General features: G+C 66.1%; 10 protein-coding genes. 3 read left to right on the forward strand and 7 right to left on the reverse strand.

Annotated elements, in window-relative coordinates; translation table 11 throughout:
• From Q8K05_RS10450 to argH, 6 genes are all read right to left on the reverse strand, one after another.
• On the reverse strand, nucleotides 1-179 hold a 179-nt coding region (locus Q8K05_RS10450; protein WP_305246566.1), incomplete at its 3' end, for an alpha-hydroxy-acid oxidizing protein.
• A 144-nt stretch (nucleotides 180-323) separates the two neighbouring features.
• Nucleotides 324-1,850, reverse strand: coding sequence for a DegQ family serine endoprotease (locus Q8K05_RS10455; RefSeq protein WP_305246557.1), 1,527 nt, complete (start codon nucleotides 1,848-1,850; stop codon nucleotides 324-326).
• 90 nt (nucleotides 1,851-1,940) lie between these two features.
• Entirely contained in the window at nucleotides 1,941-3,299 is a 1,359-nt protein-coding gene (locus Q8K05_RS10460) for an ATP-binding protein (protein ID WP_305246558.1), read from the reverse strand.
• Nucleotides 3,296-3,955, reverse strand: a complete 660-nt coding sequence (locus Q8K05_RS10465) for a response regulator (RefSeq protein ID WP_305246559.1) — start codon at nucleotides 3,953-3,955, stop codon at nucleotides 3,296-3,298. The genes Q8K05_RS10460 and Q8K05_RS10465 overlap by 4 nt, the downstream gene beginning before the upstream one ends.
• 260 nt (nucleotides 3,956-4,215) lie before the next feature.
• Entirely contained in the window at nucleotides 4,216-5,295 is a 1,080-nt protein-coding gene (locus Q8K05_RS10470) for a DUF2279 domain-containing protein (RefSeq protein WP_305246560.1), read from the reverse strand.
• 110 nt (nucleotides 5,296-5,405) lie between these two features.
• Nucleotides 5,406-6,815, reverse strand: coding sequence for an argininosuccinate lyase (argH, locus tag Q8K05_RS10475; protein WP_305246561.1), 1,410 nt, complete (start codon nucleotides 6,813-6,815; stop codon nucleotides 5,406-5,408).
• A 196-nt stretch (nucleotides 6,816-7,011) separates the two neighbouring features.
• Between argH and Q8K05_RS10480 the strand changes: the two genes are divergently transcribed.
• From Q8K05_RS10480 to Q8K05_RS10490, 3 genes are read left to right on the forward strand one after another with little or no spacing between them, the layout of a single operon-like run.
• Nucleotides 7,012-8,073, forward strand: coding sequence for a sensor histidine kinase (locus Q8K05_RS10480; RefSeq protein ID WP_305246562.1), 1,062 nt, complete (start codon nucleotides 7,012-7,014; stop codon nucleotides 8,071-8,073).
• Nucleotides 8,070-8,810 (forward strand): LytTR family DNA-binding domain-containing protein, encoded by a 741-nt coding sequence (locus tag Q8K05_RS10485; RefSeq protein WP_305246563.1) that lies wholly within the window; start codon nucleotides 8,070-8,072, stop codon nucleotides 8,808-8,810. The genes Q8K05_RS10480 and Q8K05_RS10485 overlap by 4 nt, the downstream gene beginning before the upstream one ends.
• A 25-nt stretch (nucleotides 8,811-8,835) precedes the next feature.
• Complete coding sequence (locus tag Q8K05_RS10490) at nucleotides 8,836-10,008, forward strand: AI-2E family transporter (RefSeq protein ID WP_305246564.1); 1,173 nt, start codon at nucleotides 8,836-8,838, stop codon at nucleotides 10,006-10,008.
• A gap of 115 nt (nucleotides 10,009-10,123) precedes the next feature.
• Here the strand turns inward: Q8K05_RS10490 and Q8K05_RS10495 are convergent.
• A partial coding sequence (locus tag Q8K05_RS10495; protein ID WP_305246565.1) for a GH36-type glycosyl hydrolase domain-containing protein occupies nucleotides 10,124-16,564 on the reverse strand: 6,441 nt, incomplete at its 5' end.

The following is a 16,564-nucleotide window of genomic DNA, read 5'->3' on the forward strand; positions in this document are numbered from 1 at the left end:
CTGCGGTTTTCCATGTTCACCGCGACGCGCTGGCGCAGCTTGATCTTCTGGAAATCCGTTTCGTTGGCGCGGTAGGTGCTTTCGGTCCAGGAGCCGGAGTCGGCGTAGTCGTAAAACATGCGGGGAACGCGTTTTTGCGCAAGCACGCGCAGGTCTTCGATATTGGTGATCACGGTCATTGTCTGGTCTCCTGCAGCGCCTGATTGGAAAGCCTTGATGCTAGCGCTTTGGGTGTGGGAGCGATTGAATAAATTTTGAGCGAAGGCTGGCCTGGCTTAATTTATTTCAGCAGCGCAAGACGTTGCGCACCCTGCGTGCGCGCATCAGCCCAGATTCACCGGCACAAAAATCTTGCTGTCTCCCCGCAGGATCAGCAGCGCCACCGATTTTTGCGACTTGGCCACGGTGGCACGCACCTGGTCGATGTTTTTTACGGGAATGCCGTTGATCGAGAGCAGCACGTCGCCCGCCTGCACGCCGGCCAGTGCCGCCGGGCCGCTTGCCTGCTGGACCACCAGGCCGCTGTCAATGCCCGCTTCCTGTCGTTCATCGGGCTGCAGCGGACGCAGCGCCAAGCCCAGCCGGCCCTGGCCGGGGGCGTCTTTTTTGCCGGCGACCTGCGCGGCCTTGTCATCGGCGTTGGCCAGGCGCGCGGTGATTTCTTTCGATGCACCCTGGCGCCAGACACCCAGCTTGACGGTGTCGCCCGGCGCGGCCAGGCCTATCACTGCCGGCAAATCACCCGACGACACAATCGGCTGGCCGTTGACCTGGCGAATCACGTCGCCCGACTGCAGGCCCGCCTTGTCGGCCGGGCTGCCTTTTTCAACCGAGGACACCAGCGCGCCTTCGGGCTTGTCGAGCTTGAAGGAGTCGGCAAAAGCCTGGTTGATTTCCTGCACCGCCACGCCCAGCCGGGCATGTTCGACCTTGCCGGTGGCCACGATCTGGTTCTTGATTCTGGTCGCCACGTCAATCGGGATGGCAAACGACACACCCTGGTAGCCGCCGCTGCGGGAGTAGATCTGCGAGTTGATGCCGACCACCTCGCCGCGCGTGTTGAACAGCGGCCCGCCGGAGTTGCCGGGGTTGATGGCGACGTCGGTCTGGATGAAAGGCACGGCGCTGTCATCGGGCAGGGACCGGCCCTTGGCGCTGACGACGCCGGCCGTCACCGTGTTTTCAAAACCGAAGGGCGAGCCGATGGCCAGCACCCATTCGCCGACCTTGAGATCGCTGGTTTTGCCCAGGCTGGCGACCGGCAGGTTGCTGGCCTCGATCTTGAGCACGGCGATGTCGGTCTTGGTGTCGGCCCCTAGCACCTTGGCGCGGAATTCGCGCCGGTCGGTCAGTTTGACGGTGACTTCCTTCGCGCCGCTAACGACATGGGCATTGGTCAAAATGATGCCGTCGGCGCTGACGATAAAGCCCGAACCCTGGCCGCGCGTTGGCATTTCCTGCTGGTCGCCATATTCGCCCCGGCCTGCGCCCGGACGATGGCCCTGGCCCTGCTGGAAGCGGCGTAAAAATTCAGCCAGTGGACCGCTGGGCAGGCGATCTTCTTCATCGCCACTGCCGCCCTGTGCCAGGGGCGAGTCGTTGGACACCTTGGTGGTGCCGGTCACGCTGATGTTGACCACGGACGGACCGTAGCGTTCGGTAATTTGTGAAAAGTCGGGCAGGGCCATGGGTGTGGCCGCCAGGCTGCTGGCGACGATGGCCGGCGGAGACACGGCGGCGGTGGCCCGGGTGTGCGCGGCATTGAATGCGCCCACCCCGGCGCCCCCAATGGCGCCAGCGGCCAGCAGCGCAACGACCAGCCGGGTATTGTTCAAGGCGGTGGATTTCATGGGAATGGTTCCTTGCATTGGAGAGGGCACACCTTGGTGCCGATGCAGGCAACTATGAGGACGCAGGCTTAGGCCAAACTTAAAGTTGCTTTAAAGGGGCCGGGCCGCCGCAAAGCGCACTTCGACCTTCAGGCCGCCCAGGCGTTCGGAGCGGCCAAGTACCAAGGCCGCGCCGTGCCGGTCGGCAATCGCCTTGACGATGGCCAGCCCCAGGCCACTGCCGGTCTCCTGCGCCGTATCGCTGGCGCGAAAGAAGCGGTCAAACACACGGAGGCGGTTTTCTGGTGCAATGCCGGGTCCGCTGTCTTCCACCGTCAGCACCGGCTGGCCTTGCTGCTCGGCCAGCGACACATCGACCCGGCCGTCAGTCGGCGTGTACTTGACGGCGTTTTCCAGCAGGTTGCGCAGCAAAATCCGCAAGGCTTCGGCCTGGCCGCTGACCTCTGGCGTTGTCTGCGCGGATGGGTTGCCGGCCAGGCCCAGGTCGATGTTCTTGTTCCGGGCCTGCGGCAGAACATCCGCCACGGCCAGCTTCACGACCTGCTGCAAATCGGCCCGCCCGGCGGCACCCGGGGCTTGCCCCGAACCGGCTTCTTCGCGCGCCAGCAGCAGCAGTTGCTCGACGCCCCGGATCGCCCGGTCTATACCCTGGTTCAGCCGCGCAACAGCGGCTTCGCGCGCGGCGGGATCGGCATCAGTGCGGCGCAGCGCCTGGGCCTGAAGCTTCAGGGCGGTGAGGGGAGAGCGCAGTTCGTGCGCGGCATCGGCGACAAAATTCTTCTGCGCCTCAAAGGCACTGCGCACCCGGCCAAACAGCAAATTGAGTTCATCGACCAGCGGCCGCACTTCGTCGGGCAGGCCCTCATTGGCCAGTGGCGAAAGATCATCGGCGGCGCGGCGGGCGACCTCGCGGCGCGTGCGCTCCACAGGCGCGAGCGATCGGGTGATTACCCACCAGACCGCCAGCATCAGCAAAGGCGTGAGCAGGACAAACGGCAGCACGGCGTTCAAGGCCAGCGCGCGGGCCCGCGCGGCACGGTCGTCCAGGTCTTGCGCGATCTGCACGGTTTGCGAGGGCGTTTGCAGCGAATAAACCCGGTAGCGGTTGCCATTGGCTTCCACATCCGAAAAGCCCAGTACCGCACGCGGCGGCAGTTCCGTGTGCGTGGAGCGAAACAACGGCGTGCCGTCTGGGCCCCAGATCTGCACATAGAGGTCAAAGCCTGATTCACTGCCGCCTTCCGCCAGGGGCAAGCCCAGCGGCACGCCGCTGCGCATCGAGCGTGCCATTTGCTGCAGATGGTCATCGAACAGGGCGTCGGCCTGTTGCAGTGCGCCGCGGTAAGCGGTTATGGCCTGCAATGCAGTTGCCAGCAAAATGGCGGCCAGCACAAACCAGAGCAGGCGGCTTCTCAGTGAATGCGAAGTTCGCTGTGCGGCGCCGGTCATTCTTTGGGCACCACATAGCCCAGGCCGCGCACAGTCTGGATCAGGTCGGCCCCGAGTTTTTTGCGCACGCCGTGAATATAGACTTCGACCGCGTTGCTGCTGATGTCGTCCTTCCAGCTGTAGAGTTTTTCTTCGAGCTGGGCGCGTGACAGCACGGCACCGGGACGGGCCAGCAGCGGTTCGAGCACGGCCCATTCGCGCGCCGACAGCGACACCGGCTGGCCCTGCACGGTGGCTTCGCGGGTGGCCGGGTTCAGGCTCACGCCCTTGTGCTCAAACACCGGTTCGCCCCGGCCGGCACTGCGGCGCAGCAGGGCGCGAATGCGGGCCAGCAGCTCGTCAATGTCATAGGGCTTGACCACATAGTCGTCGGCCCCGGCATCGAGGCCGGCAATCCGGTCGCCCACCGCGTCCCGGGCCGTGGCGACCAGCACCGGAACGGTAGCGCGCCGGGCCCGCAGCGCGCGCAGCACCTCCAGGCCGTCGCGCTTGGGCAGGCCCAGGTCGAGCAGCACCAGGTCATAGTGTTCACCCAGCAGCGCCGCGTCGGCCATAGCGCCGTCGCGCACCCAGTCCACGGCATAGTGTTCGGCGCGCAGCACCTGCAGCACCGCCTCGCCGATCATGGCGTCGTCTTCAACCAGCAGTAAGCGCATCGGGGGTTCCTTGAAGTGGCAGAGTCTGGCGTGTGTAGCTTAGACGGGGCTTAAAGCGCTTGCCTGCGGCGCTGGCGCTCAGGCGTCTACATTTCCAGCTGAGACAACTTTTCTGCCACCCGGGGGGTGCTGCGCCGTCGCAAGCCAGTGGGTGCGTTTTGGGATGGTGCATTGTGCAAGCTGTTAATAACTCGGACTTATGCACCAAGCTTGCCAATGGCAGGTGCTACCGCGTTTCTGGCCCCAGAGCCACCAGCCCCTCAGCGAATGTCACGCTCAGACTGCACCGTGGCAGCGGGAATTTGCATGAACTCGAACAAGGTCTCGGTCACCTGCTGCGTCCGCGTAGGGCTGGCGTTGCCCTTGTAGACCGTGTTGCGCAGCAGTTCCGACAGGTTGAGCGAGACGCCGAAGTAGGCGTGGCGGCTCAGCTGCGTCGGGGCGCGCGAGTCCGAGTCGAAGGTGCGCGCGCCGTAGCCGAGGTTGATCTCAAGGTACTTGAGCAGCGGGTGCTGCTTGAGTGCCGGGACGCCGCTGGCCTTGAGCACCAGCAGGTAGCGTTGGCTGGAATAGTCGCCAAACGGATCGAACTGGCGCCCCCCTGACGGCGAGCTGTATTGAAGCCGCAGGTCGAGCAGCGCGTCCAGTTCGGGGTTGCGCTCCAGCACATAGGCCAGCGCGCCGCCTGCAAGATTGGCCAGGGCATCTTCCTTCGAGAAGCGCCATTTCCTGGAGAAACCGTCGATCAACTCGACCCCCATCAAGGTGCCGACCGAGGTCCACAACCCGAGCTTCAGGGCGGTGCTTGAGTCGTGTCCCGCCCACCCGAAGGCCTGCGTCAGCAGCCGGGTGCCGGTGTAGGCAAACATCGCATGGCCGAGCTTGTCGGCGCCGCCATAGCGCGTGTCCTGGCCGAACCAGCCTTCATTGACGGTCTTGAAACCACCGCCGAACCCGTCTTGCCACCACTTGGCCCGCCCGTAGGCCAGCGTTCCGCCGATGCTGGCGGCCATCAACGCTGCTGTGCGAAACCGTGTGGTTCTTTCGCTGACCGCTGCAGGCTGCGCGCGTTCAAGTTCCGTAGTGGCAGATACCGCGGGTACAGGTTTCGCTGCCGCAGGTGCTTCGTCTGCAGGCGTTTGCGGCTCATCGCCTGCTGGCAGCGCAGCGGGTGTCCCGGAGGTATCGGGCGCCGCTGCCACGGCTGTGGCGTCGTTCGACACCGCAACCCCCCAGCCCTCCTGCTGCGCCATCGCAAGCTGCGCGGCGAAGATCAGGGTCAGTGCCAGCACCGCAGCGGGCCGCGGCCTTCGTGCTTTCAGGAGGAGGTCTATCCACATGCACATGAGCCTAAGCGCGCCGGGTGCGTCAGGAATTGATCTGGCGCAATTTGCGGTTTGAAACGCTCAAGCGGGTGGCGCAGAACAAGGCGCTGCAAGCAATGCCGGGTTCAGCCCAGGCGCGCCCGGTGCCGCGCAATCTGCGCCCGTACCTGCGCTGGCGCGGTGCCGCCCAGGATGTTGCGCGCATTCAGCGAGCCGCGCAGGCTGAGCACGTCGTACACGTCTTTTTCAATGCTGGGGCTGAACTGCTGCAGCACTTCGAGCGGCAACTCCGACAGGTCGACGTTGTGTGAAATCGCGGCCTTGACCGCATGCGCCACGGTTTCGTGGGCATCGCGAAACGGCAGGCCTTTTTTGGTCATGTAGTCGGCCAGGTCGGTGGCGGTGGCGTAGCCGCGCAGGGCGGCGCGCTCCATGGCCTCGGGCTTGACCGTGATGCCGCCCACCATGTCGGCAAAAATGCGCAGCGTGTCTTTCAGCGTGTCCACCGTGTCAAACAGCGGTTCCTTGTCTTCCTGGTTGTCCTTGTTGTAGGCCAGCGGCTGGCCTTTCATGAGCGTGATCAAGCCCATCAGGTGGCCCACCACGCGGCCGGTCTTGCCGCGCGCGAGTTCGGGCACATCGGGATTTTTCTTTTGCGGCATGATGGATGAGCCGGTGCAAAAGCGGTCGGCAATGTCGATGAAGCCAAAGCTCTGGCTCATCCACAGCACCAGTTCTTCGCTCATGCGGCTGATGTGCACCATGGCCAGCGAGGCGGCGGCCGTGAATTCAATCGCAAAATCGCGGTCGCTCACGGCGTCCAGGCTGTTTTGGCAGACTTGCGGCTGGCCTTGGTCATCGACCATGCCCAGCGTGCGGGCCACGCGCTCGCGGTCCAGCGGGTAGCTGGTGCCGGCCAGGGCCGCGGCGCCCAGCGGCAGGCGGTTGACGCGCTTGCGCACATCCTGCATGCGTTCGGCATCGCGGGCAAACATTTCGACGTAAGCAAGCATGTGGTGGCCAAAGCTCACGGGCTGGGCCACCTGCAAGTGCGTGAAGCCGGGCAGGATGACGTCCACATTTTTTTCGGCGATGTCGACCAGTGCTTTTTGAAAATCGGTGAGCAGGGCGCTGATCAGGTCAATCTCGCCGCGCAGCCACAGGCGCACGTCGGTGGCAACCTGGTCGTTTCTGGAACGGCCGGTGTGCAGGCGCTTGCCGGCGTCGCCCACGATTTGCGTCAGGCGTGCTTCGATGTTCAGGTGCACGTCTTCCAGGTCGAGCTTCCATTCAAACGCGCCGGATTCGATGTCCGCCGTGATTTGCGCCATGCCGCTCTGGATGGCGGCGTAGTCTGCCGGTGCAATGACTTTTTGCGCGGCCAGCATCTCGGCGTGGGCCAGCGAGCCGGTGATGTCGGCCTGCCACAGGCGTTTGTCAAAAAACACGCTGGCCGTGTAGCGCTTGACCAGGTCGCTCATGGGCTCTGAAAACAGGGCGGACCAGGCTTGGGATTTTTTGTCGAATTGATTCACTGCGGGCTTTCTTTGGGGGCGCACACGGGTCGGGTCGTGCGCTGTGGTGGACAAGTATGCGGCGGGGCGCGGCTTCACCGGTGTTTCAACCCATGGCGTAAAAGCCATGAGCGGTGCAATACTCGATCACTTTATTTTATCTGCGCGCCGGGCCGCCCACGAGGCTGAAACGAGTCCCACACCGTCCACAAAACCGATGAAACCGCTGTCCCCCTTGAATTTTGAAGATTCCACGCTGCATAGCGGCCTTCTCCTGGAATGCGGTGAGGTGGCGCCGCGCCCGGTGGCGCGCGCCAGCATGTTTGACGCCTGCCACGTCGGGGTGGTGCTGCGTGTGGTGCTGTTTGTCGAGGCGGTGGTGGGCGTGGCCGCCATGTTTGGGGCCGGTCAGGCCGCCGAGTGGTTGCTGCGCTTTTCTTTGCTGACCGGGGGTGTGCTGCCCGCCACGCTGGCCTGGCTGATCGCTGTTTGCGCACTCAAGGCGCGGCTGAATCGGCTGGCGCCCGCGCCCCAGTGGCTGGCCGGCATGGCGCTGGGTGTCGCCGCCGGGCTGTATGGCTGCGGCCTGCTGGCCCTGATGGGGCTGCTGCAACCGGCGCCCTGGTGGGCCAGCGCGGCGTCGGGCGCGCTGCTGTCGTCGGTGGTGCTGGCGGGCCTTTTCTGGCGTACCAAGGCGCGCACCCCGGCGGCCACGGCGGCAAGGCTGGCCGAGCTGCAGTCGCGCATCCGGCCGCATTTCCTGTTCAACACGCTCAACAGCGCCATTGCGCTGGTGCGCGCCGAACCGGCCAAGGCCGAGACCGTGCTGGAGGATTTGAGCGAGCTGTTTCGTCACGCGCTGGCCGACCCGGCCGAGTCGGTCACGCTGGGCCAGGAAATTGCGCTGGCGCAACGTTACCTGGCGATCGAGAAGATCCGTTTTGGCGATCGCCTGCAGGTGCAGTGGAGCCTGGACCCGCGTGCCGACCCCGCCCGGCTGCCGCCGTTGCTGCTGCAGCCGCTGGTTGAAAACGCGGTCATGCACGGCGTGGAGCCCAGCGCCAGCGGCGCGCACATCAAAATCTCCACGCTCAGGCGCGGCAGCACGGTGGTGGTCAAGGTCAGCAATTCAACGCCCGCCGGGGTGGGCGCGCACGGCCACGGGCTGGCGCTGGCCAATGTGCGTGAGCGACTTGCGCTGATGCATGATGTGCAGTCACAGTTCAAAATCGTGTTTAAAAATGGCGTATTTCAGGTCAGACTGGAGATTCCCGTATGAGCTTGAACGTGCTGGTGGTGGACGACGAAGCGCTGGCCCGCGCGCGGCTGCGCACCCTGCTGGGCGACTGCGTGGCGCCGGCCGCGCAGGTGGCGGCGGAAGCGGCCGATGCCGTGCAGGCCATGACAGCGCTGCAGCGCGGCAGTTTTGACGTGGTGTTGCTGGACATCCGCATGCCCGGGCTTGATGGCATCGCGCTGGCGCAACGCATTGCCGCCTTGCCCCGGCCGCCCGCCGTGGTGTTCGTAACGGCCCATTCCGAACACGCGGTGCAGGCCTTCGAACTCGAAGCCATGGACTACCTGACCAAGCCGGTGCGGCTCGAGCGTTTGCAGCAGATGCTGCAAAAAGTGGAGCGACTCGCGCAATCAGAACGGGCGCTAAAGCCTGATTTGACTGAAGAAATGCTGATCATTCAGGACCGTGGCGGGACCGAGCGGGTGCCGCTGGCAGAGGTGCTGTACTTCAAGGCCGAGCTTAAATACATCACGGTGCGCACCGCCCGCCGCAGCTACATTCTGGACGGTTCACTGAACGAGCTGGAAGCGCGCCATGCGGCGCAATTCATGCGCATCCACCGCAATGCGCTGATTGCGCGGCGCGCCGTGCGGGCGCTTGAAAAGCATTTCGACCCCGAGGAAGGCGAAGGCTGGGCGGTGCGGCTCAGGGGCATTGACGAGCTGCTGGCGGTGTCACGCCGCCAGCTCAGCGCGGTGCGCGAAGCGATGGTGGGCTGACGTGGGAACTCTTGACGAGGCAAAAATGACTGAAGAAATCGTTCCGGATGCGCCCGTGGTCGCGCCTGAAGTGGCGATGCTGTCCGACCCGGAGCGGGTGCTGCTTCACATGCCGGTGGACATCCGCAATGTGTCGCTGGTGCTGCTGGCCGTGCTGGCGAGCATTTTTGTGCTGCACTGGGCCAAGGATGTTTTTATCCCGGTGATGCTTAGCGTGATGTTCAGTTACGCGCTCTCGCCGCTGGTCAACTGGATGGAATTTAAACGCGTGCCGCGCTGGCTGGGCGCTGCGCTGCTGTTGGCGAGCCTGGGTGGCGCGATCGGGTTGACCGCCTATTCGCTCAGCAACGAGGCCGCACAGCTGGTCAATGCGCTGCCGGCGGCGGCGCAAAAGTTCAGGCAGGCCGTGAAAACGTCAGGCGGAAAATCGGACAGTGCGCTGCAAACCGTGCAGAAAGCCGCCTCCCAGATTGAGCAGGCGGCGCAGGAAAGCGGGGCCGCGCCCATCACGAGCCGCGGCGCCATGCGGGTGGTGGTCGAGTCGTCGCGGTTCAACGTCAAGGACTACCTGTGGTCGGGCACGATGGGTTTGTTGGCCCTGATAGGCCAGAGCACGGTGGTCGTTTTTCTGACTTATTTTCTGATGCTCTCGGGCGACACCTTTCGCCGCAAGCTGATCAAGCTGGCCGGTCCCACCCTCAGCAAGAAAAAAATAACGTTGCAGGCGCTCAATGAAATCACCGGCCAGATTCAGCGCTACCTGCAGGTGCAGTTGCTGACCAGCGCGCTGGTGGGCGTCATGACCGGACTGGCTTTTTTCGCCATCGGACTGGAAAATGCTGCGGTGTGGGGCATTGCCGCTGGCGTGCTGAATCTGGTGCCTTATGTGGGCTCACTGGTCACCGCAGCGGCCTCGGCGCTGGTCGGATTTTTGCAGTTTGGTTCACTCAACATGGCCCTGGCGGTGGGCGGTGCCTCCGTGCTGATTCACACTTTTGTGGGCAACCTGCTCACGCCCTGGCTGACCAGCCGCGCCAGCCGCCTGAGTCCGGTGGCGGTGTTTGTGGGGCTGCTGGCCTGGGGCTGGCTGTGGGGCGTCTGGGGCTTGCTGCTGGGCATTCCCATTTTGATGATCGTCAAGTCCGTTTGTGACCGGGTCGATGACCTGAAACCGATTGGCGAGTTTTTGGGCTCGTAGGGACGGCGGGGCTGCAAATCAGGGTCTGACCAATTTATCAAGCGTTTTTGGCCTCTAGCCCAATAGCAGAGGATGTCAGCAGCTATTGAATTCATAGTAGTCAAGCTGCGCATGGTCACGGCGGCCAGCCTGGCGCTGCCATGTCCGGGGGCTGCTCCGGCACCGCTTCGCCATGCACCCGCAGCACGGCTTGCTGCGGCAAGGTCGCCAGTTCTACCCACTCGCCCCAGCCCAGCAACTGGTCGGCTTTCAGTGGCGATTCGGCATCGCGCTGGCGCTGCCAGTGCACCGTGATGTCGCGCCCCTGCAACTTCAGGCGAATTTCCACGGCGGGCCAATGCGCCGGCAGGCGCGGCGACAGGGACAGCCGGCCGGGCTGCACGGCCAGGCCCAGCAGTGTCTCCATCGCCGCGCGGTACAGCCAGGCCGCCGAGCCGGTGTACCAGCTCCAGCCGCCCCGGCCGACATACGGCGGCGCGCTGTAGATGTCGCCCGCCATCACGTAAGGCTCCAGTTCATACGCCGGACCGCGCTGGGGATGGGCGCTGCGGTGTGCGGGGCTGAGGGCTTCAAAGCTGCGCCAGGCGCCTTCGGTGTCGCCGCTCAGGGCTTGGGCCATCAGCGCCCAGACGCCGGCGTGGGAATACTGCCCGCCGTTTTCGCGTACGCCGGGTGGATACGCCTGGATGTAGCCGGGGTTGTTGGCCGAATGCGCAAAAGGCGGATCGAGCAGGCGCAGCAAGCCGGCTTTCTCATCGATCAGCTGGCTGTTGAGCGCCAGCATCGCCGACTTGGTGAACGCTGGCGTCGAGGCGCCGGACAGCACCGACCAGGCCTGGGCAATCAGATCAATGTGGCATTCGGTATTGGCGCTTGACCCCAGCGGCGCGCCGTTGTCGAAAAAGGCGCGGCGGAACCAGGCGCCATCCCAGCCGGCGTCGTGCAGCGCGGTAATCCAGCCCTTGCGCGCTTCAAGCCAGCGCCGGGCCCGCGCCTCGTCGCCGCGCAGCGTGGCAAACGGCAGACAGCCTTCGACCACGCTGCACAAAAACCAGCCGAGCCAGACCGATTCGCCCCGCCCTTCATGGCCAACGCGGTTCATGCCGTCGTTCCAGTCGCCGGTGCCCATCAGCGGCAAGCCGTGTGCGCCCACCGCCAGGCTGCGGTCGATGGTGCGGGCGCAGTGCTCGTAAACGCTGGCCGATGGGCCGCTGGTCTGGGGCGTGTAGTAGGCGTCTTCTGCGCCTTCGGGAATGGGCGGGCCGTCAATGAACGCTACGGACTCGTCGAGCAGGGCCAGGTCGCCCGTCACCGCGATGTAGTGCGTGCAGGCGTAAGGCAGCCAGAGCAGGTCGTCGGAAAAATGCGTGCGTACCCCTGCGCCGCTGGGTGCGTGCCACCAGTGCTGGACATCGCCTTCGGGGAACTGGCGCGAGGCATTCAGCACGATTTGCGCGCGCAGCCGCGCCGGGTCGGCCAGCGCCAGCGCCATCGCATCCTGCAGCTGGTCCCGAAAGCCCGAAGCGCCACCGGCCTGGTAGAAACCGGCCTTGGACCAGAGGCGGCACGCCACGGTCTGGTAAAGCAGCCAGTGGTTGATCAGAGCGTCGAATTTGGCGTCGGGGGTCTTGACCTGGACCTTGCCCAGCAGCTGAGACCACCAGGCCTTGACGACTGCCAGCGCCTGGCTGTCCTGGCTGGCGTTGGGCGCGCTCCATTGCAGCGCCATGCGCTCGGCACGCGCAGCGTCGTCCGCATGGCCCAGAACGAAACTGAAGGCCAGTGCACCGCCCCTGGCCAACTCGAATTCGCTGGTCATGGCAGCGCAGGGGTCCAGCCCGCCGCCACTGCGTTCGCCCAAAGCGGCGGGCAGCACCAGACGCCCCAGCGGGTCGAAGAATTCGCCGCGATGGCAGGTCCATTGCAAGCCGGTTGCGGCGCTGGCGGTGTCGAGCAAGGCCAGAAAAGCGGTGGCGCCGCCGAAGCCGCCCTGGCTTTCGCGTTGCTGGGCAAACACGGCGGCCTGCGCAGGGGCTTTCCAGGTGTGCAGCGTGCGCCGCGTGCCGCGTGCCTCGCCCATCTGCCATTCCACCAGGGCCACGGCGCGCAGCCGCCGCCGGCCCGCAGCTTCGTGCCGCACGCGCACCTGGACTACTTTCACCGCCTCGTCCAGGGCTGCGAAAAAAGTGGTTTCCAGTTGCAGCCCGCCTTGCAGACCCTCAAACACGGAATAGCCCTGGCCGTGGCGCACGCGCCAGCGGCTGTCTGGCGCGGCCAGCAAGGAAGGCGTCAGGGGAATGACCTCGCCGCTGTCCAGGTCCTGCAGCAGCCAATGCTCACGGGCGGGGTCGCGCACCGGGTCGTTGGACCATGGCGTGATCTGGTACAAGCGGCTGTTGCCCGCCCAGGTGTAGCCGCTGCCTCTCTCGGATACCTGAAACCCGAAGGTCTCGTTGGCAATGACGTTGACCCACGGCCGGGGCAGCGTCTGGCCGCCTTGCAGCTCGAAACGGAACTCGCCGCTGTCGGCATCGAAACGGCCCGCAGGTGCCGTTTCAGCCGCGGTTGCGGCCGTGGCAATGGGCGCCCGGCCGGCAAGCAGCGCCCGGGACCCGGCGCTGCCCTGCGGCAGCCGCCCGCTCTCGCGCAGGGCGGCTACCTGCGCTTCCAGGGGCCGGCCGTCGGCGGTGAGCACGACCCGCGCCAGCCCGGCCAGCGCGGTCTTCTCGGCGGTGGTCGTTTCCTGCTCTCGCAGCAGATAGAAATCCGCAGAGGAGGCCGCCGCGTCGTCGCCCGGAAAGCTGTGCTGTACCGCTTGCATCAGCCGGTCGCGCAGCGCCAGAATGTCGCGCTGCAGGGGCATCAGGTAGGCGTTGGGCTCGCTGTTGAGTACCACCACGTCAACCGCCAGCCCGCCGAAGGCCCACCAGGGCTGCGCCCGCAGCAGCGCATGCACCAGCGGGATGCCGCTGTGCGAATGGATGCGCACCAGCACGATCGGCTTGTCGCCCGAAATGGCGAAGCGCCAGAGCTGGCGCTGGTCCAGCGGCGTGGGTTCGGCCCCCGGTCGGGGCATGCTGTACATCAGTGCGGTGGTCAGGTCCTGCATGGCCAGGTTTTCCTCGGGGGTCAACCCCAGGTCGCGCAGCCGCACCTGGGCCAGGGTGGCGGCCATTCGGGTGGCGCGTTCCACATGCATGGGCTGCAGGTACTTGTCGATGTTCGCTGCCAGTTCATCCCCGGCGCTGGTCGCGGTGGTGGCAAAGCTCAGCCTGGCCATGGCGCCGGGTGCCAGCCGTAGCGTCACGCGCAGGCTGGCCACCGGGTCGAGGCCGTTGATGGGCTGGCCGTCCTGGTCCATGGGCTGCGCCATCAGGGCGGGCTGGTGCGCACTCTGGTGGCGGCCGGCAAACACCCGGCGATCGGTGATGCAGTCCACCGACAGCAGGTCGGCCTCGGCCTCGGCCAGAAAGTGTGACACCGACATGGGCGGATCGCCCTGCAGGCGGGGCCGGCGCGTGAGCGTCAGGGCGCGCCATTGGGGGGCCCAGTGGGTCTGCACGAACAGGTTGGAAAACGCCGGGTGCGCTGCATCGGCGCGCGGGTCGGCCAGCACGGCTTCAAAGCAGGAGACGAGTTCCAGCAGCTGTTCGGTGCGCCCCGTGTTGTGCAGCGCCACGGTGCGCAGTTCGGTGTCATCTTCAGGGCTGACCAGCACGGTGATGCTTGCGATCAGGTCGTCGCCCTGCGCGTCAAACTGCACCCGGTCGGCCATGAAGCGCGCCTGGTAGCGCCAGTCGGTGCCCGGTGCCGGCGTGGCGGTCAGGGAAACCGCTGTTTGCTGGCCGTTTCGGCGCAGGTAAAAAAAACTGCCGTAGTTGTCCCTCAGCAGGTCGTCGCGCCAGCGCGTGACGTTGCGCCCCTTCCAGCGGCTAAGGCCGGCGCCATTGGCGTGCAAGGCCACGCTGTAGCGTCCGTTGGACAGCAGGTGGGTGGGTTTCCAGCCGGGGTTTCGCGGGTTCACGTCGCGCGTGTGAAACACCGGCTCCGGTCCATGGCTGCTGGGCTCGGGCAGCGTGCGCGGGTCGGCGCTTTCGACGATCTGGCGCGGGCAACGCTCCTGCAACAGCGCCGCGTGCGCCGCGACCTGCGGGTGGGCCGCAAACCAGCGCCGGGGCGCGTCAAGGCACAGCACGTTGCACAGCGCCACCAGCGACATGCCCTGGTGGTGCGCCATGAAGGTTTCGACAATGCTGAACGACTGTTTGCCGTGCTGGCGCGACGCGGTGAAGTCCAGCGCCTCAAACAGGCCCAGCTCGCCGCGCGCGCCCAGCCGTTCCAGCCGCAGCAAATTGGCAACAGCCTGGCGCGGCTCAAACAGCGTGGCCAGCATCGTGGCATAGGGCGCGACCACCCGTTCGGTGGACGGCGTGCGCCGCAGCGCCAGGCGCGGCACGCCAAACGGTGAATACTGGTAGGCCAGCGAATGGTCTTGCGCAAAATAGGCCGACTCCGACACACCCCAAGGCAAGCGCTGCGCGGCGCCGAAAGCCCGCTGTTCGGCCACGGCCGCCCGCGCGGCCGAGTGCAGCAAGCCGTGCTCAGGTTCAAACATCAGCAGCGACGGCATCAGGTATTCGAACATGGACCCCGACCACGATTTGAGCCCCGGCGCCACGCCGACCGACAGAAAGGGCCGGCCCAGCGCGGCCCAGTGGCGGCGCGGCACATCGCCCTTGGCAATCGCCAGGAAGCTGGTCAGCCGCGACTCGGACGCCAGCAGGTCGTAGTAGCTGGCGTCCAGCGCCTGCTCCTGCACCCGCAGGCCGATGTGAAAAAGATGGCGCTTGCGGTCGTACAGCGTGCAGAAATCCATGGCCGCGTAGAGGGCCTGGCAGCGTTCGGCCAGGTGCCGCAGGGCGGTCTGCGCCAGCTTGCCGTCGGCGCCGTGCTGCGCCAGGCCGGTGCAGGCCTGCGCCACCGCCAGCAGCAGGCCGGCCAGGTTGCCGCTGTCGACCGACGACACATAGGCCGGCAGCAGCACTTCGAGCGTGCGCGTGTCGTACCAGTTGAGCAGGTGGCCGTGGTGCTTGGGCAGCCGCTCAACGCTGTACAGCGCGGCTTCGAGGCGGCTGATGAGCTCGCCGGTGCTGATCCAGCCAAATTCGCGGGCGCAACAGACGGCCAGCAGGTACAAGCCGATGTTGGTCGGCGATGTCCGGTGCGCCAGCGTGGGCTCAGGCACGCGTTGCAGGTTGTCCGGCGGCAGGTGGTTGTCTTCGGGGCCGACGCAGTGCTCAAAGTAGCGCCAGGTGTCGCGTGCCAGGGCCTGCAGGTAAAGCCGGTCCCGGTCTGGCAGCGTCTGTGCGGCGCGCACGGGGCCCGGCCTGCTGGCCCACCAGGCGCCCAACGGCGACGCGGCCCATAGCAAAAAAAGCGCCAGGCCAGCCAGCGGGTGAGCCGCCCAGGGCGCCGCCATGGCCAGCGCCGCGCACAGCAGTGACGCTGGCGCATGCTGCCGCACGAACGCCGCCAGCGCGCCGCTGGCCGACGCCTGGGCCTGCGCGGCGGTGGTCCACTCCAGCAGCTGGCGGCGGCTGACCGCCATGCGCCAGAGCGAACGCAGGGTGGCGTCCAGCAACATCACCGCGTGCGAGGCCAGCTGGCTGAACTGCCAGGCCGTGCTGCCCAAGGCGCGCAGCAGGTCGTTCAAGCCGATGTTAAAAAAGTGGCGCCAGGCAATGCCGCGCCGCGTCGGGACCAGTCCGGCCAGCGCGCCCAGCAGCGGCCCGGCCAGCAGCGCGGCCAGGCTTGCCAGCAGCGCCATGGCCAGCGGCAGCGCCCCGGTGAATACGACCCAGGTCATCAGCCCGAACATGGCCGGCACGACCAGTGAGCGGCGCAGGTTGTCGGCCATTTTCCACAGCCCCAGCGCATCGATGCCGTAGTGCCTGGCGCGCCTCATGAGGGGCAGCAGCTGCCAGTCGCCGCGGGTCCAGCGATGGTTGCGCGACGCCGCCACGCCCGCATGGTGGGGGTGCGCTTCAATCAGCGTGACGTCGCTGACAAAGCCGCAGCGCGCAATGCTGCCTTCCAGCAGGTCGTGGCTCAGCACGGCGTCGTCCGGCAGCCGGGCCGCCAGCACCGCGTGCACCGCCTCGACGTGCAGCAGCCCCTTGCCGCTGAAGCTGCCGCTGCCGAACAGGTCCTGGTAGAGGTCGGAGACGCCGTTGTTGTAGGGGTCAATGCCGCATTGGCCGGCAAACAGCCGGTGGTAGGGCGTGCGCTCTGCAGGGTCCGGCAGCGGGGTCACCACGCGCGGCTGCAAAATGCCGTAGCCGCCGACTACACGGCGCGACGCCGCATCAAGCTGCGGCATGTTCAGCGGGTGCGCCGCCACGGCCACGAGTTCGCGCAGCGTGCCCGGTGGCAGGCCGGTGTCGCTGTCCAGCGTGACCACGTAACGTATGCCGCCTGCCAGCTGCAGGCCGGGCGCCAGCGGGGCGAATCCCTCTGTGCTGCCGGTGGCCAGCGCGCGCAGCAGCTGCTCCAGCTT

Source organism: Polaromonas sp. (assembly GCF_030682935.1).
Taxonomy (GTDB): Bacteria; Pseudomonadota; Gammaproteobacteria; order Burkholderiales; family Burkholderiaceae_C; genus Polaromonas.